The following is a 19,752-nucleotide window of genomic DNA, read 5'->3' as shown; positions in this document are numbered from 1 at the left end:
TGAAAGGAAAACGACCATGTCCGCTGCCCTGCTCACCGGCACCCCGCTGACCGGCCGCGTGGCCGTCGTCTCCGGTGCCTCCAGCGGTATCGGCGCCGCCACCGCCACCCGCCTCGCCGAACTCGGCGCGAAGGTCGCCGTGCTGGCCCGCCGCAAGGACCGGCTCGACGCCCTGACCGAAGCCGTCCGGGCCGGCGGCGGCACCGCCATCGCCCTGCCCGTCGACGTCACCGACCGCGAAGCCGTCCAGGCCGCCGCGCGGCAGGTCGCCGACCAGCTCGGGCCGGCCGACCTCGTGTTCAACAACGCCGGCGTCCAGCTCGTCAGCCCGATCACCGATCTGCGGCAGGACGACTGGCAGCGCCAGATCGACCTCAACGTCACCGGCGTCATGAACGTCATCGGGGCGTTCGTGCCGCACCTGACCGCCGCCGCGGAAGCGGGCAAGCCCGCCGACCTGATCACCACCTCCTCGATCGCCGCCACCCGGATCCTGGAAAAGTTCTCGGTCTACTCGGGCACGAAGGCCTACATCAGCCAGCTCACCCGGCTGCTGCGCGTCGAGCTCGGCCGCAAGAACGTCCGCGTGGCGACCATCGAACCCGGCATGGTCGACACCGAGCTGCCCGACCACGTCACCGACCCGGACGCCACCAAGCTGATGGCCGACCTCATCGACCGGATCGACGTGCTGCAGTCCGCCGACATCGCCGAAACGGTCGCCTTCATGGCCGCCGTGCCCCGGCACGTCAACCTCACCGAAATCACCATCCTGCCGACCGCCCAGGCCATCTAGGCGACGGCACCGTCCGAAAGGCCCCGGAACCGTGTTCAAGCTCCAGCTGTTCCTCCTGGCGATGACGGCCACCGTGCTCGCCAAAGCCACCCCCGGCACCGACCCGCACCCGTACGTCGGCATGTGGGTCACGGCCGACGGCCGCATCCGCCAGGAGCTGCTCCCCAACGGCCGCTACGAGGAGGAACGCGACGGCCGCAAGCGCGCCTACACCGGCCGCTACACCGTCACCGGAACCCACCTCGACTACGCCGACGACCTGGGCTTCACCGCCACCGGCGACGTCCGGGACGGCATCCTCTACCACGAGCACCTCGTCCTGCACCGCGAGCGATAGCCGCCCAGCACGGCGCTGCTGGCGTGGTTGTGGGAAACGACCACCGCCCCGGTGCCGCGCGCCCTCGGACACCGCCCGCCGCGGGCGCGGCGCTGCCCCGGCTGTGGTGGATCCCGACCGGGCTGCTCGGCATGCTGCCGCTGCACGCCGCCGGGCAGCCCGGTGGGCCGTCCGCGCTGCACCGGGTCACCCGCGAACCCCGCGACGAGTACCCCGACGCACCCCGGCTGTGGGCTCCTTTTGTCCACAGTGGACCATGACGGTGCCTGTGCGGTCTCCCGCACCGCGCCGCCGGGTCATCGCCACGCAAGCGGCGGTGGTGGCGGCTCCGGTCGACCCCGCCGATCGGGACGACCACCGGTGGCCGGCGTCGCCGGTCCTCGCAGGTTGGTCCACCACCGCGGCCGGGACATCGATTCGTGCGGCGGGGGTAGGAGAAGGCGCTGGTCGCCGGCGGCTTCGCGTACCCCAGGCCCCACGCGATGGATCAATCAGCGTCCAGGAGGGGCTCGCGGGCAGCCGGGGTGATCTGCTGCTTGATCGGCTGTACATCCGCGGCGTGGGAGAGGTCGGCGCGCGACGCGATCTGGCGATGGCTTCCCCCGAGTGCCTTGGCTTCCGCTACGAGGCGGTCTCGTTCGTTCAGCGATCCGGCGGCTTGCTCGGCAGCGTGCTCGATCTCCTGCAGCACCCGTGCCAGGTGCGCCGTGTTGTCTTCACTCGGATTCGACACCGGCCGATGGTAACCGGCCGGCCCCTCGTGGGCCCGGATCGGACCGGCGTCGGTGAAGCGCACGGGACCGCCGATGCACCGTACGCGGCAGGCTTGGTCTGCGGCTCCGTCGACGAGGCGTCCCTCGCCGGTCGTGGAGCACCGCGCTGCCCCGAGGTCGTTGCGGCATTCGGGGCAGCGCGGTGGCGCGGATGGCTGACTGTTCAGCGATGCGGTCGGGCACCGTGCGGCGCTATCCGAGGGCGGGCTGGCCGCCCATGGCGCTGAGGACGGCGCCGTTGACGTAGCCGGCGCCCGGCGATGCCATGAAGGCGACGGCTTCGGCGATCTCCTCGGGATGGGCGAGGCGTTTGAGGGCGACGGCCTGACCGGCGGATTCGAAGGCGTCGCCGTGGACGGCGGTGCCTTCGGTGCGGGTGGGACCCGCGGCGACGGCGTTGACCCGGACGCCGTCGGGGCCGTATTCGGCGGCCCAGACCCGGGTGAGGGATTCGAGGGCTGCTTTGGTGGCGCCGTAGATGCCGCTGCCGAGGCCGGGGGTGGTGGCGGCGCCGCTGCTGATGTTGACGATGGCGCCGTGGCCGCGTCCGGCCATGCCCGGGGCGAGGGCCTGGACGAGGAGGAAGGGGGCGCGCAGGTTGACGGCGATGTGGGCGTCGAAGGTGGCCGGGTCGGTGTCGCCGGTGCGGGCGAAGCGGAAGATGCCCGCGTTGTTGATCAGGATGTCGACGTCCCCGGCGCGTTCGGCGAGGGCGATCACCTCCGCGGGGTGCGACAGGTCCGCGGGTTCGAAGCGGGCAGTGGCGCCCAGGGCCTCGATCTGCCGGAGGGTGCCGGCGGCGCGTTCCCCGTCACGACCGTGGACGATGATGTCGGCGCCGCGTGCGGCCAGGGCCAGGGCGGTGGCGCGGCCGATGCCCGCGGTGGCGCCGGTGACCAGGGCGGTCTGCCGGGCGAGGTCGTTGCTCATGGATGTGCTTCTTTCTCTGTGGTGCGGTGCGGGTTGTCCAGCGGGGTCCGGACGCGCGGATCACGCGGTGCCGGGGATACGGCGGCCCCACACGCCGAAGAGGATCAGGCCGGCCAGCGGGAAGGCGGCGGTGGCCAGCAGGGTCGCGCCCAGGCCGTGGTCCAGGCCGCCGGTGGCGGTCAGGACGCTGGTGAGCACGGCCAGGCCCATTCCGCCGCCCAGCTGTTGCAGTCCCTGGTTGAGGCCGGCGGCAGCGCCGATGTGCTCGGCGGGCGCCTGGTGCATGATGACGGCGGTGACCGGTGCGAAGGTGGCGCCCGCGCCCGCGCCGAGCAGGACCGAGGGCAGCAGCACGGTGACGATCGAGGTGTCCTGGCCGGCGTCCGCGGCCACCAGGGCGATCCAGGCGATGCCAGCACCAGGCCGGAAAGGCCGGCGATGCCGATCACCCGTTCGCCCCGACGCGGCAGCAGCCGCGGAGTGAGCTGGTTGACGGCGATCAGCCCGAGCGTGAAGGGCACCAGCGCGAGGCCGGTCCGGACCGGGCTGAAGCCGAGGACGCGCTGGGTCAGCAGCGTGGTGAAGAACAGGAAGCCGACCTGGCCGGCCGGGATGACCAGCATGGACAACAGCGGGCCCGCGCTGCGCATGGAGGAGAAGAGCCCCAGCGGCAGCACCGGGTGCGGATGCCTGCGCTCACACACCACCAGCACCACCACCGACAGCGCGGCGACGGCGAACGCGCCTGGCACCAGCGGGCTGGTCCAGCCCCGGTCGGCGGCGGAGGTGAAAGCGAAGACCGAAGCCACCATCGCCAGGATCGAGGCAGCGGCTCCGCCGACGTCCGGGGCGGTGCGCCTGCGTTCCATCTCGGGCAGCGTGCGCATGGCGCCGAACAGGACCAGGACACCGATCGGGGCGTTGACGAACATCACCCATTCCCACCCCAGTGTCTGCGTGAGCACCCCGCCCGCGAGCAGACCCACCGCGGCGCCGGCGCCGACGGCGAGGACGAACATCGCCATCGCGCGTGAGCGCTGCGGGCCGGGAGCGGTGATGCCCATGAGCAGCACCATCACGCTGGGCGCGGCCACCGCGGCCCCGACACCCTGAAAGGTGCGGGCGGCCACCAGGAACCACGCCGAGGTGGCCAGACCTCCGGCAACCGAGGCGATCACGAAGACCGTCACACCGAGGACGAGGGCGCGACGGGGTCCGATCATGGAACCGACCCGGCCGCTCAGCAGAACCAGCCCGCCGAAGCTCGCCGCGTAGGCCGTGACGACCCAGGACAGGCCGGCACTGGAGAAGCCCAGGTCGCGGCCGATGTCGGGCAGGGCCACTTGCACGATGGAGGTGTCCACGACGAACATCAGCTGCGTCAGCACCAGGATCACCACGGCCGACGCCGCCGAACCGCGTCGGACGCGCACCGGCGGCGGCGCGGTGGGCGAGCTACCCCTGGTCATCGCTCATCTCCTGTCTGCGTCATCCTTCGATCGGGTACCTGATGACACAGTGGGCCCACCCCGGCCGGCAGGCAAAGATCCTTGCCGCGGTGGCAAGGTTGGGGGATGGATCACGAGACCGAGTCGACGATGGCTGCCGTCGGCCCCCGCCTGAAGGGGCTGCGTTCGCAGCGCAACCTGTCGCTCACCTCCCTGGCGCAGGCCACCGGGATCTCCCTCAGTACGCTCTCCCGCCTGGAAACAGGTCAGCGCCGCCCGACCCTGGAACTCCTGCTTCCCCTGGCGCGCGAGCTGCGCGTGGACATCGGCGAGCTCATCGGGGCGCCGCAGACCGGCGACCCCCGCCTGCACCTCGAACCGGTCACCCGCCACGGCATGACCATGCTGCCGCTGACCCGGCGGGCCGGAAGCCTGCAGGCCTACAAGTTGATCATCTCGCCCAGGATGCGCTCACCCGAGCCCGAGCAGGCCAGCCACGAGGGTTACGAGTGGCTCTACGTCCTCGACGGGCGCCTGCGCCTGATCCTGGGCGACAACGACCTGATCATGGGCCCCGGCGAAGCCGCCGAATTCGACACCCGCACCCCCCACTGGTTCGGCAACGCCGACGAGCACCCCGTCGAAATCCTCAGCCTCCTGGGACGCCAGGGCGAGCGCGCGCACCTCCGGGCGCGGACAGTACCGCCCAAGCGCACCACCACGGGTACCGAGTGAAACGGCGAGCCCGGCACGTCCGCACCCGGTGGGACGGCGATGAACGCGTCGGGCCGGCGGTGCCGCCACGCTTCCCGGTGCGTCGGTGCGGGGCGGCGTACCAGTAGTCGGTCCCGAGAAGCGAGTGACCGGCTCCGGGATGACGACGGCGCAGCTCGGCCACGACCGGGGTGACGACCAGGTTCATGGTGTAGCCGACGCGACCGCGACACCGCGCGGGCGCGCGCCACGGCGTGTCCGGCGGAGCGCAGGACCTGGCCCCGGCAGGCGGGCCGGCCTGCGGTGATGCGCCCGCGGCATCGGTGGATGTGCACCTTTCATTGGCGCCGGAGCGGGAGCGGCACCCATAGTGGGCGTCACAGCCGTCCCCCATTCCCGTTGACTGGAGTACACCCATGCCTGCACCTGCCGCGCTGATCACCGGTGGAACCAGCGGAATCGGGAAAGCCACGGCCGAGCTGCTGCACCGGCGGGGCCACCGGGTGATGGTGACCGGCCGCAACCCCGAAACCTTGGCGTCGGCGAGGAGGACGCTGCCCGCGGACGTCGTCGTCCTGCAGGCGGACGCGCGGTCGGTGTCCGACGCGGACCGGGTCGCGCAGGAGGTCCGAACGCGCTTCGGCTCGCTCGGCACGCTTTTCCTGAACGCCGGGATCAGCCGCCCGGCCCCGGTCGACGCGGTCGACGAGGCCACCTTCGACGACCTGATGGACACCAACGCCAAGGGGCAGTTCTTCACCCTGCAGCGAACTCTCCCGTTGCTCACCGAAGGGGCTTCGGTGATCTTCACCGTGGGCATCGGCGTGACCCGCGGGCTGGCCGGCGGCAGCGTCACCGCCGCCAGCCGGGGCGCCCTGCTGGCGATGGTTCCCTCGCTGGCCGTCGAACTGGCTCCGCGGCGGATCCGCGTCAACGCGGTCAGTCCCGGAGCCATCGAGACCCCGATCTGGACGAAGGCCGGGATGCCGCCCGAGGAGGTCGCCGAGCGCATCGCCCCCCGGATTCCCTTCGGGAGACTCGGGACCGCTCAGGAAGTCGCCGAGGTCGTCGCGTTCTTGGCGTCCGGCGCCGCGAGCTACGTCACCGGCGAGAACATCGTCGTCGGCGGGGGAAGCGGGCTCGGGACATGACGGGGGTCCGGACCTGCCGACGTCCTGGATACGACCGTGATCACGGTCGATCGGGTCTCAGCCCAGGCGGAAGTCGGCCACCCGGATCGGCGAGGGCGTCGTCCCGCTCGACACCTGCTGGTACATCACGGAGAGCACGCCGTCGGTGGCCAGGCGCGAGTCGTCGACGTCGACCTCGCCGAAGGCGTTCAGGTCCGGGCGGTAGACGGTCTTCCAGTCGGTCCAGCCGCTCGCCTTGGTCGCCGCGACGATCCGCCCGTACGGCATCACGAGGTAGGCGTTGTCGTCGCGGTCGAACACCAGCTTCGTCCGCTGGGTGGACTCCGGGGCGACCGGCACCTCGCGCTTGGTCCAGCTGCCGTCGGCCGCCCGGCTGAGGAAGAAGGTCCGGCCGTACTGCTTGCGCTGCGCGGCGTAGTTGGTGACGCACTGGGTGAACCGGCCGGGCACGTAGCTGATCACCGCGTGCGGCTGTCCCGCGGAGTCGACGGCCTGGCTCTCCTGGTTCATCAGCGCGTGGTCGACGCCGAGCGGGTCGACGACCGTGCCCGGCGAGGACACCGACACCGGCGTGCCGCCCGTCGTCGCGACGACCGCGCCGGAGTTGTTCCGCCAGGTCCGGCCGCGGTCGTCGCTGTAGACGTAGCCGGTGTCGTGGTTGGCCAGCCCGCCGGCGTTGCACAGCACCCCGGAATCGCCTTCGCGCCAGGTGAAGGTGGCGTGCAGCCGCCCTCCCGGGCCGTAGGTGATGCCGTGCAGGTACATGTTGCGCGTCGTGCTGGTCACGCCGTTGCCGGACTTCCACGAGCCGGTCGCCGACGACCACTTCCCGAGCTTGCGCCAGCTGCCCGCGCTGTACTCCGCGAGTTCGTTGACGCCGTTGCCGGAGACGCCGGTGCGGTAGCTGAGCTGCAGCCGGCGCTCCGGCGTGACCACGAACTGCGGATAGGTGATGGCGCCGAGGTCGACGCCGTCGAGCGTGCGCTGCACCGGCCCGAAGGCCGACGACGTCCAAGCGTGCGAGGCGGGCGCGGACACCAGGCCCGCGACCGATTCGGCGTAGTAGACCTGGTTGCCGTGGGTGTCCATGGCCACGTGCAGCCGGCCGTCCTCCGGCGAGACACCCATCGAAATGACGTTGTGCGAGTCGTTCACGGTCAGCTTGTGCGGCAGCACGACGGTCTGCCACGCCTCGGCGCCGGCGCGCCGCGCGAGCACCGCGCTGCGGTCCGCGGTGTACCACGCCGCGTACTGGTAGCCCGCGTAGCTGAAGATGCCGCTCTGCTGGAACGAGTCGTTGTTCACCAGCCCGTCGTAGGAGACGAAGTACAGCGCCTTCGCGTCGAGCTGGGTGTCGGCGATCTTGACCACGGACACGGCCGCTTCCGCGGGCGTGGCGGGCACCAGGGGCAGCACAGCGGCCGCCAGCACACCGAGAACGCGGGAAGGCGCTTTCTTCGTTGCCATGAAGACCCTTTCGTGGTGTTAACGCAAACAGTGTGACCCCGGGCCTGACCGCCGTCAACCGCTCCGGCGCCGCGGCGGGGTCAGCTCGGCAAGGTGAGGAACGCCTTGGACCACTTGATTTCGTTGTAGACCTGCCGGGCCGAGGAGTAGGCGCAGGTGGTGCCAGGCGCGCGACATCGCGCTCCTAGGAAAGCGCTTTCAAGCGCCGAGCACAAGAGGCCGGTGCACCGATGTTCCGATTTGCCAGCGCCATGGTCGAACATTCGGTCAACCGGCCCAGTGCCGGTGGTGCTACCCCTGTCGGCCACCGGTTCGAAGGATTCGACCGCCGGTCGCCGGCGCGGCCGCGTGCCGCCGAAGGTGGGCGGCAGCCTTCGTTTGTGACCGTTTTTGATCGATTCGGACGTAAGTGGTTGACGCTCGCTGCGGCCCGGACCGAAGGTGACAGGCATCACTGCGACGGAGGAAGCGATGAAGCTTCGGGGATCGCCGGCCCGGCCCCGCCCGGACGTTCGCGCCCGCCGCTGCCCGAAATCATCTCCTCCTCCGGCGGGCACGATCCAATCGCCGACAGTCGCACGGTCTGCTCGCATCACCGGGTTTTTCAAGCCTGTCAAACGTGGTCATCCGTGAACGTGCACAGGCGGCGACGACATTCGTTCGATGAATCTCGTAGCTGGTTGTGAACGTTCGTCAAGCGGGCCCCGCTATCAGTACACGGCAAATCCGACAGGAGAATCCATGTCCCTCAAACGCCACGCCGTCGTTCTGGCCGGGATGGCGGTCGTCGCCCTGGCGCCCGTTCCGTCGGCGGGGGCAGCGCCGTCGGCGTTGCCCCCGCAGTGTTCGGGGACGGCGCCGATCAAGTGCCACTTCGACGTCTCGCCGGGCAACTACGACGTCGCCGTCGGGCTCGGCAGCTCCTCGAAGGCGGCGAACACGTCGATGTCGGTGGAGGCACGCCGGCAGATTCTGAACGCCGTCCCGACGAGCGCGGGCCAGGTCGTCCCCACGACCGTCACGGTCAACGTACGCGATCCGGAGGGACAGCCCACCGGCCAGGGCGGCACCGGCACGCCGGGGCTGGACATCACGTTCGGGGGCAGCGCACCGGCGATCACCTCGTTGACGGTGACCGCGGCCGCGGCACCGCTGGTGGCGTACTTGGCCGGGGACTCGACGGTGTGTGACCAGATGCTCGCGCCGTGGACGGGGTGGGGCCAGGAGTTGCCGGCGAGTGTCCGCAACGGTGCCGTGGTCGCGAACTACTCGGACTCCGGGGAGAGCTCGGGGAGCTTCTTGTCCAACAGTGCGTTGTTCCCGCGGATGAAGCCGTTGGTCAAGAGCGGGGATCCGGTGTTCATCCAGTTCGGGCACAACGACAAGCAGACGACGGCGACGGCGTTCCGGGACAACCTGGCCAAGCTGGTCGACGGGGTGCGGGAGCGTGGTGGGGTGCCGGTGCTGGTGACGCCACCGGTGCGACGGCAGTTCAGCGGGAACAAGCTGACGTCGACCGCGTTGCACGTCAACGGCCAGGGTGTGGACCTGCCCGCGGTGACCCGGGCGCTGGGCGGCAGCGCGAACGTGCCGGTGATCGACCTGACGGCCAAGAGCAAGGCCCTGGTGGAGTCCCTCGGCCCGTCCGCCTCGCAGAAGCTCTACCTCACCGAGGCCACCGACGGCGTCAAGGACAACACGCACTTCTCGGTGTACGGCGCGACGCAGATGGCGAACCTCGTCGTGCAGGGCATCCGCGAAAAGAACCTCTCCCTCGCCGGCTACCTCCGCTGAACCGAACACTGGAGTGAACGAATGAGCCGTGCCGGCCAGACGCACCTCAACGGCCTGGAAGTCAAGGGAGTGCCCCGGAACAACAACCGCAACCACGTCGGATCGCCGTGCAACGGGAAGGATGCGAAATGGTGATACAGGTTTCCAAGCGAATGATCGTCTCGGCCCTGGTTCCGCTGGTGCTGGCGCTGACGCCGGTCGGCGGCTCGGCCAGTGCCACCGCGGCGACTCCGGCGCCGCGGGTGGCCGCGGCGGCCACGATACAGAACGACGTGTTCTGGAAGGACACCGCCGGGAACCCGATCTATTCCCAGGGCGGAGGTGTGCTGAAGGTCGGCAACACGTACTACTGGTACGGGGCGAAGTACAACGGCGCGGTCACGTACTACAACAACCCCTCCGCCGGGAAGAACAGCAACACTTCCCTGAGCGCGATCACGATCTATTCGTCCACCGATCTGGCCAACTGGAAGTTCGAAGGCAACGCGATGACCGCCTCGGACCTCGGGGGAGCGGGCTGGGTCGGCCGGATCGGGGTGGCGCGCAACCCCAACACGGGCAAGTACGTGCTGATCTCCCAGCTCAACAGCGAGCTGGTGTTCGGGACGAGCAGCACGCCGAACGGCCACTTCACCCGGGCGGCCACCCAGTCGAACATCGCCAACGTCACCACCGGGATGTCCGGTGACCAGTCGGTCTTCGTCGACGACGACGGCAAGGCGTACCTGGCCTTCAGCAACAAGAGCGGCCGGTCGCACCTGTACGTGGCGGCGCTGCGGCCGTCGGACTACCTGCAGGTCGAACCCGCCGTGAACATCTACAACAGCTCCGCGGGCGGGCGTGAAGGCAACGTCATGTTCAAGTACGACGGGACGTACTACTTCTGTTCCTCGGACCTGCACGGCTGGAACGCGTCCCACACGTACTGCAACACGTCGAAGAAGGTCTCGAGCGGGTACTCCCCGGAGTTCGTGATGCAGGGCACGGACGCCGACTTCTCGCACGTGACGCAGACCGGCCTGGCCTTCACGGTGACCGGATCGCAGGGGTCGTTCGTGATGTTCGGCGGCGACCGCTGGAGCGACTTCGCGGGCAACGGCATCGGCTACAACCAGTGGCTGCCGGTGACGTTCACCGGCACGACGCCGGTGTTCCACTCGCTGAGCCAGTGGAACGTCGACGCGGCCGCGGGCACGTGGTCGGTCGGCAGCGGCAACAACCACGTGCTGAACCCGAGTGCGGAGGCCGACCGGGTGGCGCAGAACGACCTCGCCGGCTGGACCGTCTCCGGCGGCAACGTGAACAGCAACAAGCAGGGTGGGTACACCGGGCGCTGGGCGTTCGCGCAGAGTTCGTCGTCGGCGTACAACGCCTCGCGGTACCAGAACATTTCGCTGCCGAACGGGACGTACACGCTGTCGGCGTGGGTCAAGAGCAGCGGCGGCCAGAAGAAAGCGACCATCTTCGCGAAGAACTTCGGAGGGAGCGAGCTGAGCTCGTCGATCAACCGGTCGATCGGCAGCTGGACGAAGGTGACGATCTCCGGCATCACGGTGACCAACGGGTCGATCCAGGTGGGCGTGTTTTCCGACGCGAACGCGGGCAACTGGGTGAACGTCGACGACTTCAGCTTGGTGCAGGGCTAGCCGGGTGTGCGGCACGGTGCCGCCGCCGGGCGGTGAACGCACCCGGCGGCGGCACCGGATCCTCGCCTCGCGCCGGGGGATCTGGTCAGTGATCCGCCGGAACGAGCGCCGCGCCGAGGTTCTCCACCGCGAGGTACGGGTTGAGGTGCGGGTGCCTGCTGCCGACGGCGACGTCCCGCCAGAAGCGCTGAAGGACGTTCGACGTGGCGAACCCGCTCGCGCCGTGCAGGTCGAGCATCCGCTCGACGGCGGACCGGCAGTCCCGGCCGGCGTCCGCGAGAGACATGCGCAGCCGCGGACCGTCCGCAGGGGACAACTCGGCCGAGCCCGCCTCGCGGGCGACCTCGAGCATCGTCTTCTCGGCGCGGTCCACGAGGTAGCCGGCCTCTGCCAGCCAATGGCGGGCCCCCGGAGACTCGCCCATGCGCGAGTACGCGGTCGTGAACGGTTTGCGGTCCGAGGCGAACATCGCCTTGACGGCGTCCAGTGCCCCTTGGGCGGCCCCCACCACCGGGCCGAGCACCGTGATGGCGTACAGCATCGCGTCCCCGAGGGGAAAGGGCGCCGCCGCCGCGATGCGCCCGGCCGGCACCAGGACACCCTCGGCGACCAAGGTGTGGCTGCCGGTGCCGCGCATGCCCGCCATGGCCCAGGTCCGCTCGACGACGAGTTCGGCCGTCGGCACCAGCGCGAAGGAGAACTCGCCGTCAACCAGCACCGCCAGCGTGGCCCAAGCCGCGTCCTCACCGCCCGAGACGTTCGGCCAGCGCCCGGTGACGCGCACCCCTTCCGGCACCTGTGCACCCCGCGCGCCGGGAACCCCCGAACCGCAGAACAGCGCGTCCGGATCGGCGAAGAAGCCCGGCGTCGCGGAACCGGCGAAGGTGCGGGCGGCGAGGTTCTTCGAGGTGACGCACGTCCCGGCCACCCACGCGGTGGACGGGCAGGCCCGGCCGAGACCGGTGAGCCGTCGCGCGACGGTCTCGGCGTCCGCCCATTCCCCGCCGTACTCCTGCGGAGTCCGCCAGGCGAAGACGCCGTCCTCGCGCAGGGCGGCCAAGCCTTCGCCGGCCGGCCGCTCGTTCTCTTCCACTTTCCCGGCTTGGGCGCGCAGGACGTCAATGGTTCCGGCGTTCGGGTATTCGATCACTCCGTCGACTCAATCACCGGTCGTGCGCGTCGTGCCATGCGCGTCCGGCACCGGTTCATACGCGGTTGTGCGTCGTTAAGATCGCGGGTATGGACCTGATCAGCGAGGTGATCCGCAGCGTGCGGGTCGGGAGCGCCGGCGCACGCCTGATCAGGCAGCCGCCGTCGGCGGGCCTGCGCTTCGCCGCGTTCGACGGCAGCGGGTTCCACATCATCACGCGCGGCACCTGCTGGCTGATCGGCCACGGCGAGCCCGTGCCCCTGCGGCCGGGCGACATCGTGCTCACCTCGTCCGGCGCCGAGCACGGGCTCAGCCAGACCCCCCGCGCGCTGCGGGACCTCCCGCTCGTCGAGCCGGGCGCGCACCCGCCGGTGCCGGAACCCGCGGCCTTCGAATTCCTGTGCGGGGCCTACCGGCTCGACCACGGCCACGCCCCCCAGTACCTGCGCACGCTGCCCGACCTCATCGCCCTGTCGCCGGACTACGACCACCACCCGCAGCTGCGATCCCTGATCGACCTCCTCTCCGCCGCCGTCTCCGCGGCCGAGCCGGGCTCCGGCGCGACGCGGCGGGCGCTGCTGGACCTGATCCTCGTCCAGGTGCTGCGGCAGTGGCACGACCAGGACACCACCGCGGCCGGGTGGCCGGAACCCGCCCACCCGGGGATCGCGGCCGCACTGCGCGAGATCCACCAGAACCCGCACCGGCCGTGGACGGTGGGTCGGCTGAGCGAGGTCGCGGGGATGCCCCGCACCGCCTTTTCGAGGTCGTTCACCACCGCGGTGGGCCGGCCGCCGATGAGCTACCTGACCGGCTGGCGGCTCGGCCGCGCCGCCCGGCTGCTCCGGGAAACCGACGCCTCGCTGGCCAGCATCGCCCCGCAGGTCGGGTACTCGACCGAGTTCGCCTTCTCGGCGGCCTTCCGCCGCGAGTACGGCGTGTCACCGGGACGGTTCCGCAGTGCCGCGTCCACCCCGGCCGCCGCCGACGTCCGCTGACCGGCCTGCGGCTTCGACCTCGAACCCGCCGGGCGGCCCGGACACGTCCGCCTCGTTCTCCCGGGTTCCGCGGCCGCTGGGGCGCCCTCGACGTCCGTCGGCACGGAAGGGGCGTGAAACGCTTTTCTCACCCGGCGTGGGGGAGGCCACCTCCTCGTAGGAGGCGATGGCGATGGCGGCCGAACCGGGGCTCACCCTCGTGGTCTATACCGCCGAGCCCGGTTCGCACGTACTCGGGCACCGGGTCGACGCGCTCCGGCACTCCGGCGTCGACGAGGGTCTTCAGCCGCGCGGACAGCGTCGGGCGCGGGATGGACAGGTTGCGCGCGAACTCGCGTAGCGGCGCAGGCCGAAGAACGTCTCACGCAGGATGAGCAGGCTCCACCGCTCGCCGACCAGGTCGAGCGCGCGGCCGACCGAGTCGGCCGTGAACCGGTGTCCGAGGCCGGTCACAGCTGGTTCGTCCGGGCCGGGACGCCGAGCTCTTGGCGTCCTGGACCGCCACGGCAGGCCGGGGGGGTGAGTTCGGCCCGGCGGCGCGCGCGGCGACGTCGTCGACGGCCCGCCCTCACGTGCCGCCGAGGTGCGGGCGGGCCGCGAAGGGCTTCCCGACCGTGCTTTCCCTGGGGATGAGCCGGTGTTCGGCGCGCACCTCGATGCCGGGCATCGGCTCGTCGTCGCCGATGCGCCTCAGCAGGCGCTCGACCGCCGTTGCCGCGATGGCGACCTTGTCCGGGGAGATCGTGCTGATCGTGGGGTTCGAGTAGCGGCCCTCTTCGATGTCGTCGTAGCCGATCAGGGCGACGTCCTCCGGCACCCGGCGGCCGAGCTCCAAAGCGGTGTGGAGCGCCCCCAAGGCGACGAGATCGCTGTAGCAGAAGACGGCGTCCGGCGGGTCCTCGCGGCCGAGGAGGGCGCGCATGGCGCCCGAGCCGTCGGCGCGGTTGAACCGGGGGGTCGGGATGATCAGCGACTCGTCGACGGGCAGGCCGGCGTCCGCGTGCGCCTGGCGGTAGCCGCGGGTGCGCAGCTGCGCGGCCTCGCCCGTGGGGTAGGGCTGGTCGCCGATCGCCGCGATGCGCCGGCGGCCGAGGCCGATCAGGTGCGCGGTGGCGGCCCGCGACGCCTCCACGTCGTCGATACCGACGTGGTCGAACACGCCGTTGGACACCCGTTCCCCGAGGACCACCAGCGGCAGGTCCGGGTCGATCTCGACGAGGTCCTCCTGCGCCAGCCCCAGTGGCGAGAAGATCATCCCGTCGAACAGGAACGCGCGGGCGCCGCGGCTGATCAGCTCGCGTTCGTGCGCCGCGTCGCCGTCGGTCTGGTCGATGAGGACGTTGTACCCGTGCTCGCGCGCCCTCGGGATGATCGCCTGGAGCAGCTCGGCGAAGTACGGCGTGTCGAGGTAGGGCACGACGACCGCGATCTGCCCGGACCGGCCGCGGGCGAGGTTGCGGGCCAGCACGTTCGGCCGGTAGTTCAGCTCGAGCAGCGCCCGCTCGACCTTCTCCCGGGTGCGCTCCGACACGCGGGCGTAGCCGTTCACGACGTTGGAGACCGTCCGGGCGGACACCCCCGCCAGCAGGGCGACGTCACGCAGAGTGGCATCGCGCATGACGTGCTCCTTCGCTGGACGAATCCGCTCCCGGAGAAGTGTGCACGGCCGTCTGTGCCAGCGACAACCCGGACCGCCCGCACGGGTCGGGGAAACAGGGGCTTGCAGCGCGGCAAAACGGCGTTCATACTCTTTGCAGCGCAGCAAAATCCCGGTGCCACGGCGGCAGCCACGGTCGGTTCCCTGCAGACCGCCGGCCGTGGCGCGCGACACCGTTCGGTCCCTGCCCTTCGCTCCCGGCTCGGCGCGCCATCGGAAGTTCGCGTTCCGTGACAGTCCTCAGCCCGCCGTGAGCTCGCGGAAAGGCGCGGTCACATGCTCGGCTTCAACGCGTTGCGCAAGGTCGTCTCCGTGCTCGCCGTCGGCGGCCTGCTGGCGGTCGCGGCGTGCAGCGGCGGTTCCGACAGCGGCACCGGCGGCGGCACCGGCGGCCCCGTGCGCGTGTCGGTGTGGGCGTGGTACCCCGAGTTCAAGGGCGTGGTCGACGCGTTCAACGCCGCCCACCCCGACATCCAGGTCGACTGGACGAACGTCGGCACCGGCCCCGACCAGTACGCCAAGCTGAAGACCGCCTTCACGGCGGGCACCGGAGCTCCGGACGTCGCGATGGTGGAGTTCCAGCAGATCCCCACGTTCCTCATCCTCGACGCGCTCGTCGACATGGCGCAGTACGGCGCCGGCGAGGACAAGGGCCGGTACGTGGACTGGGCCTGGCAGCAGTCGACCGACGGCGACAAGGTCTACGCCATCCCCGTCGACGGCGGGCCGATGGCGCTGATGTACCGCAAGGACCTCTTCGACAAGTACGCGATCCCGGTGCCGGCCACCTGGGCCGAGTACGCGGCCGCCGCGGAGAAGATGAAGGCGGCCGACCCCACCGCGTTCATCGCGAGTTTCGGCAGCGACGGCGGCTGGCTCAACGGCCTGATGTGGCAGGCGGGTTGCCGTCCCTACGGCTACTCGCCGGCCAAGGCACGCGACCAGGTGAAGATCGACCTGACCAACCCGGCGTGCGAGAAGGTCATCGAGTTCTACGGCGACCTCGTCGACCGCCGGCTCATGGCGGCTGATCCGTTCTTCACCGCCGACGCGGCCGCGGCCCTCGACTCCGGCAAGTACTGGACGTGGGCGGCCGCGGGATGGACCCCCGGCTACGTCGCGGGCTCGCTGAAGAGCACGGCGGGCAAGTGGGCGGTCGCGCCGATGCCGCAGTGGACCAAGGGCGAGGACGCCCAAGGAGACTGGGGCGGATCGACGTTCACGGTCACCAAACAGGCGAAGAACCCCAAGGCCGCCACCGTGGTGGCGCGGGAGCTGTTCGGCAAGTCGAAGCAGGCCTGGGACATCGGCCTCACCAAGGCGTTCCTCTACCCGCTGGCCAAGGACGTGGCGGCCGACCCGGCGTTCACCGGCAAGGCGTACGACTTCTTCGCCGGCCAGAAGGTCAACGAGATCTTCGTGCCGGTGTCGGAGAAACTGGGCGACTTCGAGTACACCCCGTTCCAGGACTTCGTGTTCGGCGACCTGCTCGACCGGTGCGCGGAAGCCGTCTCGGGGAAGCGGAAGTGGAACACGGTGCTCGCCACGACGCAAGCCAACGTCGTGGACTACGCCGAGAAACAGGGCTTCACGGTCAGCCGGTAGCCGAGGAGACCCCGTGCGACGCAAGCACACGACCGGCCACCCGTTCGCCGGAGCGTTGTTCGTCCTCCCGTTCTTCCTCGTGGTGGTGGCGTTCCTCGTCGTACCGCTCGGGTACGCGTTCTGGCTCAGCCTGTCCAGCAAGAGCCTCGCGCTCGGCGAACGCTTCACCGGGTTCGCCAACTACACCCGGGCCTTCACCGATCCGGTGCTGCTGGACGGCGTCGGTCGCGTGGTCGTGTTCGGCGCGGTGCAGATTCCGGTCATGCTCGGGATCGCGCTCGCCGGGGCGCTCACGCTCGACGCGGTCACCACGAGGTTCGCGATCGCCTTCCGGCTCATCGCGTTCATGCCCTACGCGGTGCCCGCCGTCCTCGGCGCGCTCATGTGGGGCTTCCTCTACAGCCGGACGTTCGGCCCGTTCGCCGGCCTGCCGGCGGTGGTGGGCGGCGAACCGGTCGACTTCTTCTCGACGGACCTGCTGCTCCTGTCGCTCGGCAACATCGTGACGTGGGCGTGGACCGGCTACAACATGATCGTCCTCTACTCGGCGTTGCAGGGTGTGCCGCGGGAGACGTACGAGGCGGCGCTGATCGACGGCGCGTCCCAGGTGCAGATCGCGGTGCGGATCAAGGTGCCCGCGATCCGGCAGGCGATCGGGCTCGCCGCGATCTTCACGGTGATCGGCACCATGCAGTTCTTCGTCGAGCCCTACGTGATGTCCCGGTTCGCGCCGCAGATCTCCGCCGGGTACACCCCGAACCTCTACGCCTACAACCAGGCTTTCGCCTACTCCGACTTCCACTACTCGGCCGCGATCTCCTTCGCACTCGGCTTCGTGGTGTTCGTCGCCGCGTACGCGTTCGTGCTGCTGACGAGGAAGCGGAGGCTGTCATGAGGCCGCTGGTGGCGCCGAAGACGCGGGTACCGCACGTGCTCATGGCGGCGGGCATGCTGTACTTCCTCGTTCCGCTGCTGTGGATCGTGATCGCCGCGACCAAGAGCCAGTCCGCCCTGCTCTCCAGCCCGGCACTGTGGTTCGACGGCTTCAGCCTGTTCGACAACCTCACGCAGTTGTTCCGCGAGGACGGCGGGGTCTACGGCCACTGGCTCGCCAACACCGCGGTGTACTCGGGTGCGAGCGCGGCGGGTGCGACCGTGCTCGCCGCGCTCGCGGGCTACGGCCTCTCCCGGTTTTCCTTCTGGGGGAAGCGGTTCTTCGAAACCGCGCTGCTCGGCATGATCATGGTGCCCGCGACGGCGCTGGTACTGCCGACCTACCTGATCCTCTCCCACGCCGGCGTGGTCAACACGATGTGGGCGGTGATCCTGCCGTCGCTGCTCAGCCCGTTCGGCACCTACCTGGTCCGGGTGTACGTGGCCGAAAGCGTGCCGGCCGAGCTGCTCGACGCGGCCCGCCTCGACCGGGCGGGCGAGTGGCGGATCTTCTGGCGGGTGGTGGTGCCGATGATCCGGCCGGTCCTGGTCACGGTGTTCCTGTTCACGCTCGTGTCCACCTGGAACAACTACTTCCTGCCGCTGGTGATGCTGAGCGACGCCGAGCTCTTCCCGCTGACCGTCGGGCTGACCACGTGGTTCAACACCGCCCAGCAGGAGGCCGGCACGCGCGTGCTGTTCAACCTCGTGGTCACCGGCTCGCTGCTGGCGATCGTGCCGCTCGTCATCGCTTTCGTCCTCCTGCAACGGTTCTGGCGCAGCGGCGCCGCGGCCGGCGCACTGCGATAGGGAGACCCGTGCTCAGTGCCGCCATCGTCCTCAGCCCCGACTTCGTCATCGCGCCGGTCCGGCGCCGCACGTTCGGCTCGTTCGTCGAGCACCTGGGGCGCTGCGTGTACACCGGGATCCACGAGCCGGGGCACCCGACCGCCGACGAGGACGGCTTCCGCGGCGACGTGCTCGCCCTGACACGGGAGCTGGGGGTCACGCTCGTCCGGTACCCGGGCGGCAACTTCGTGTCCGGTTACCGGTGGGAGGACGGCGTCGGCCCCGACCGCCCGGTGCGCCGCGACCTCGCGTGGCGTGCCATCGAGACCAACGAGGTCGGCATCGACGAGTTCGCCCGGTGGGCGGCCAAGGCCGGCGCGGAGATCATGTACGCGGTCAACCTCGGCACCCGCGGGGTCGCGGAAGCCCTCGACGTACACGAGTACCTGAACCACCCGGGCGGCACGCACCTGTCCGACCGGCGGCGCGCGAACGGCACTCCGGAACCGCACGGGGTGCGGCTGTGGTGCCTCGGCAACGAGCTGGACGGCCCGTGGCAGACGGGCCACAAGACCGCGCACGAGTACGGCAGGCTGGCGGCGGAGACGGCCCGGGCGCTGCGGCAGGCCGAGCCGGGGCTCGAACTGGTCGCGTGCGGCAGCTCGAACTCGGGCATGCCGACGTTCGGCGCGTGGGAGTCGACGGTGCTCGAGCTGACCTACGACCAGATCGACCACATCTCGTGCCACGCCTACTACGAGGTGCTGGACGGGGACGTCGGCAGTTTCCTCGCCTCGGCCGTGGACATGGACCACTTCATCGACAGCGTCGTCGCGACGGCCGACGCCGTGGGTGCCCGGCTCAAGAGCGGCAAGCGCATCGGGTTGTCCTTCGACGAGTGGAACGTCTGGTACCAGAAGCGGTTCCACGCCGATCCGCCGACGGCGTGGCGTGCCGCGGCCCCTCTGCTCGAGGACACCTACGACGTCGCCGACGCCGTCGTCGTCGGGAACCTCCTGATTTCGCTGCTGCGGCACAGCGACCGCGTGGCGGTCGCCTGCCAGGCGCAGCTGGTCAACGTCATCGCCCCCATCCGCACGGAACCCGGCGGCCCGGCGTGGCGGCAGACCACGTTCCACCCGTTCGCGTTGACCGCCCGGCTCGCGCGGGGACAGGTGCTGCGCACGGAGGTCGCGTCCCCGGTGTACGGAACGGCCCGCTACGGCGAAGTGCCGGTGATCGACGCGGTCGCCACCCACGACCCGGCGACGGGGGAGACGGTGGTGTTCGCGGTGAACCGGCACCGCACCGAGCCGGTGGACCTGACCGTCGCCGTGCCCGGTGCGGTGTCGGTGGCCGAGTCCTGGACCCTGCACGACGCGGACACTTCGGCGGCCAACACCGCGGCGCACCCGGACCGGGTCGTGCCCCGGCACCACCCCGCCGAACTGGCGGACGGCACCTTGCACACCGTCCTGGCGCCGGTGTCGTGGACCGCGGTGCGGCTCGCTTGACCCGCGTGACGGGCGCGGCAGAGACTGTTAGCGTTAACAGTTTCGGTAAC

20 protein-coding genes are annotated in these 19,752 nt (G+C 70.5%); 12 read left to right on the top strand and 8 right to left on the bottom strand.

The annotated features are described in order from the left end of the window. Window positions 1-16: 16 nt before the first annotated feature. The 3 genes from DV20_RS12330 (at window position 17) to DV20_RS44860 (ending at window position 1,393) form a co-directional block, all read left to right on the top strand. A complete protein-coding gene (locus DV20_RS12330; RefSeq protein ID WP_043779578.1) occupies window positions 17-796 on the top strand; it encodes an SDR family oxidoreductase in 780 nt (259 codons plus the stop codon). Between the two features lie 61 nt (window positions 797-857). After that, window positions 858-1,133: an Atu4866 domain-containing protein gene (locus DV20_RS12325; protein WP_051735971.1), complete on the top strand. Its 276-nt coding sequence runs from the start codon at window positions 858-860 to the stop codon at window positions 1,131-1,133. Between the two features lie 23 nt (window positions 1,134-1,156). Continuing rightward, a complete protein-coding gene (locus DV20_RS44860; protein ID WP_152603687.1) occupies window positions 1,157-1,393 on the top strand; it encodes a hypothetical protein in 237 nt (78 codons plus the stop codon). Between the two features lie 227 nt (window positions 1,394-1,620). Here DV20_RS44860 and DV20_RS12320 read toward each other — a convergent pair whose 3' ends face one another. The 4 genes from DV20_RS12320 to DV20_RS12310 all read right to left on the bottom strand — a co-directional run bounded on the left by DV20_RS12320 (window position 1,621) and on the right by DV20_RS12310 (window position 4,305). Next, on the bottom strand, window positions 1,621-1,929 hold the full coding sequence (locus DV20_RS12320; protein ID WP_152603686.1) for a hypothetical protein: 309 nt from the start codon (window positions 1,927-1,929) through the stop codon (window positions 1,621-1,623). Window positions 1,930-2,098: 169 nt separating this feature from the next. Further along, on the bottom strand, window positions 2,099-2,836 hold the full coding sequence (locus DV20_RS12315) for an SDR family NAD(P)-dependent oxidoreductase (protein ID WP_043779573.1): 738 nt from the start codon (window positions 2,834-2,836) through the stop codon (window positions 2,099-2,101). 60 nt (window positions 2,837-2,896) lie between these two features. Beyond that, complete coding sequence (locus tag DV20_RS45485) at window positions 2,897-3,034, bottom strand: hypothetical protein (RefSeq protein ID WP_160169716.1); 138 nt, start codon at window positions 3,032-3,034, stop codon at window positions 2,897-2,899. Beyond that, window positions 3,016-4,305, bottom strand: coding sequence for an MFS transporter (locus DV20_RS12310; RefSeq protein ID WP_084093443.1), 1,290 nt, complete (start codon window positions 4,303-4,305; stop codon window positions 3,016-3,018). The genes DV20_RS45485 and DV20_RS12310 overlap by 19 nt, the downstream gene beginning before the upstream one ends. Before the next feature lie 105 nt (window positions 4,306-4,410). Here DV20_RS12310 and DV20_RS12305 point away from each other — a divergent pair, with 105 nt between their 5' ends. Together DV20_RS12305 and DV20_RS12300 are read left to right on the top strand one after the other, a co-directional pair. Next, window positions 4,411-5,019, top strand: a complete 609-nt coding sequence (locus DV20_RS12305) for a helix-turn-helix domain-containing protein (protein ID WP_043779571.1) — start codon at window positions 4,411-4,413, stop codon at window positions 5,017-5,019. A 395-nt stretch (window positions 5,020-5,414) separates the two neighbouring features. Further along, window positions 5,415-6,149, top strand: a complete 735-nt coding sequence (locus tag DV20_RS12300; RefSeq protein ID WP_043779569.1) for an SDR family oxidoreductase — start codon at window positions 5,415-5,417, stop codon at window positions 6,147-6,149. 57 nt (window positions 6,150-6,206) lie between these two features. Here DV20_RS12300 and DV20_RS12295 read toward each other — a convergent pair whose 3' ends face one another. Continuing rightward, the gene (locus tag DV20_RS12295) at window positions 6,207-7,616 is read right to left on the bottom strand and encodes a BNR repeat-containing protein (protein WP_043779567.1); all 1,410 of its coding nucleotides are present in this window, start codon (window positions 7,614-7,616) and stop codon (window positions 6,207-6,209) included. Window positions 7,617-8,357: 741 nt separating this feature from the next. On the opposite strand from DV20_RS12295, the gene DV20_RS12290 reads away from it, so the two are divergent. Next, window positions 8,358-9,410: a rhamnogalacturonan acetylesterase gene (locus tag DV20_RS12290; RefSeq protein ID WP_084093442.1), complete on the top strand. Its 1,053-nt coding sequence runs from the start codon at window positions 8,358-8,360 to the stop codon at window positions 9,408-9,410. Between the two features lie 128 nt (window positions 9,411-9,538). Further along, window positions 9,539-11,056 carry a family 43 glycosylhydrolase gene (locus tag DV20_RS12285; RefSeq protein WP_235190801.1) on the top strand — a complete coding sequence of 506 codons (1,518 nt, stop codon included), beginning with the start codon at window positions 9,539-9,541 and terminating at the stop codon, window positions 11,054-11,056. A gap of 85 nt (window positions 11,057-11,141) precedes the next feature. On the opposite strand, the gene DV20_RS12280 is transcribed toward DV20_RS12285, so the two are convergent. Continuing rightward, window positions 11,142-12,206 carry an acyl-CoA dehydrogenase family protein gene (locus DV20_RS12280; RefSeq protein ID WP_043779563.1) on the bottom strand — a complete coding sequence of 355 codons (1,065 nt, stop codon included), beginning with the start codon at window positions 12,204-12,206 and terminating at the stop codon, window positions 11,142-11,144. A gap of 89 nt (window positions 12,207-12,295) precedes the next feature. On the opposite strand from DV20_RS12280, the gene DV20_RS12275 reads away from it, so the two are divergent. Then, the gene (locus DV20_RS12275; protein ID WP_043779560.1) at window positions 12,296-13,204 is read left to right on the top strand and encodes an AraC family transcriptional regulator; all 909 of its coding nucleotides are present in this window, start codon (window positions 12,296-12,298) and stop codon (window positions 13,202-13,204) included. 282 nt (window positions 13,205-13,486) lie between these two features. Here the strand turns inward: DV20_RS12275 and DV20_RS12270 are convergent, their stop codons facing one another. Both DV20_RS12270 and DV20_RS12265 read right to left on the bottom strand, forming a co-directional pair. Then, entirely contained in the window at window positions 13,487-13,657 is a 171-nt protein-coding gene (locus tag DV20_RS12270) for a hypothetical protein (RefSeq protein WP_326938479.1), read from the bottom strand. 115 nt (window positions 13,658-13,772) lie between these two features. Then, a complete protein-coding gene (locus DV20_RS12265) occupies window positions 13,773-14,822 on the bottom strand; it encodes a LacI family DNA-binding transcriptional regulator (RefSeq protein WP_043779557.1) in 1,050 nt (349 codons plus the stop codon). 315 nt (window positions 14,823-15,137) lie between these two features. Between DV20_RS12265 and DV20_RS12260 the strand changes: the two genes are divergently transcribed. The 4 genes from DV20_RS12260 to arfA are packed head-to-tail and all read left to right on the top strand — an operon-like array spanning window position 15,138 to window position 19,702. Then, window positions 15,138-16,466 (top strand): ABC transporter substrate-binding protein, encoded by a 1,329-nt coding sequence (locus DV20_RS12260; protein ID WP_051735935.1) that lies wholly within the window; start codon window positions 15,138-15,140, stop codon window positions 16,464-16,466. 13 nt (window positions 16,467-16,479) lie between these two features. Continuing rightward, window positions 16,480-17,361, top strand: coding sequence for a carbohydrate ABC transporter permease (locus tag DV20_RS12255; protein ID WP_043779555.1), 882 nt, complete (start codon window positions 16,480-16,482; stop codon window positions 17,359-17,361). Further along, window positions 17,358-18,209 carry a carbohydrate ABC transporter permease gene (locus DV20_RS12250; protein WP_043779554.1) on the top strand — a complete coding sequence of 284 codons (852 nt, stop codon included), beginning with the start codon at window positions 17,358-17,360 and terminating at the stop codon, window positions 18,207-18,209. The genes DV20_RS12255 and DV20_RS12250 overlap by 4 nt, the downstream gene beginning before the upstream one ends. A gap of 8 nt (window positions 18,210-18,217) precedes the next feature. Further along, window positions 18,218-19,702 carry an arabinosylfuranosidase ArfA gene (gene arfA, locus DV20_RS12245; protein ID WP_043779553.1) on the top strand — a complete coding sequence of 495 codons (1,485 nt, stop codon included), beginning with the start codon at window positions 18,218-18,220 and terminating at the stop codon, window positions 19,700-19,702. Window positions 19,703-19,752 lie beyond the last annotated feature (50 nt).

This window comes from Amycolatopsis rifamycinica (assembly GCF_000695625.1).
Lineage (GTDB): Bacteria > Actinomycetota > Actinomycetes > Mycobacteriales > Pseudonocardiaceae > Amycolatopsis > Amycolatopsis rifamycinica.
This window is presented reverse-complemented; position numbering and strand designations above follow the sequence as displayed.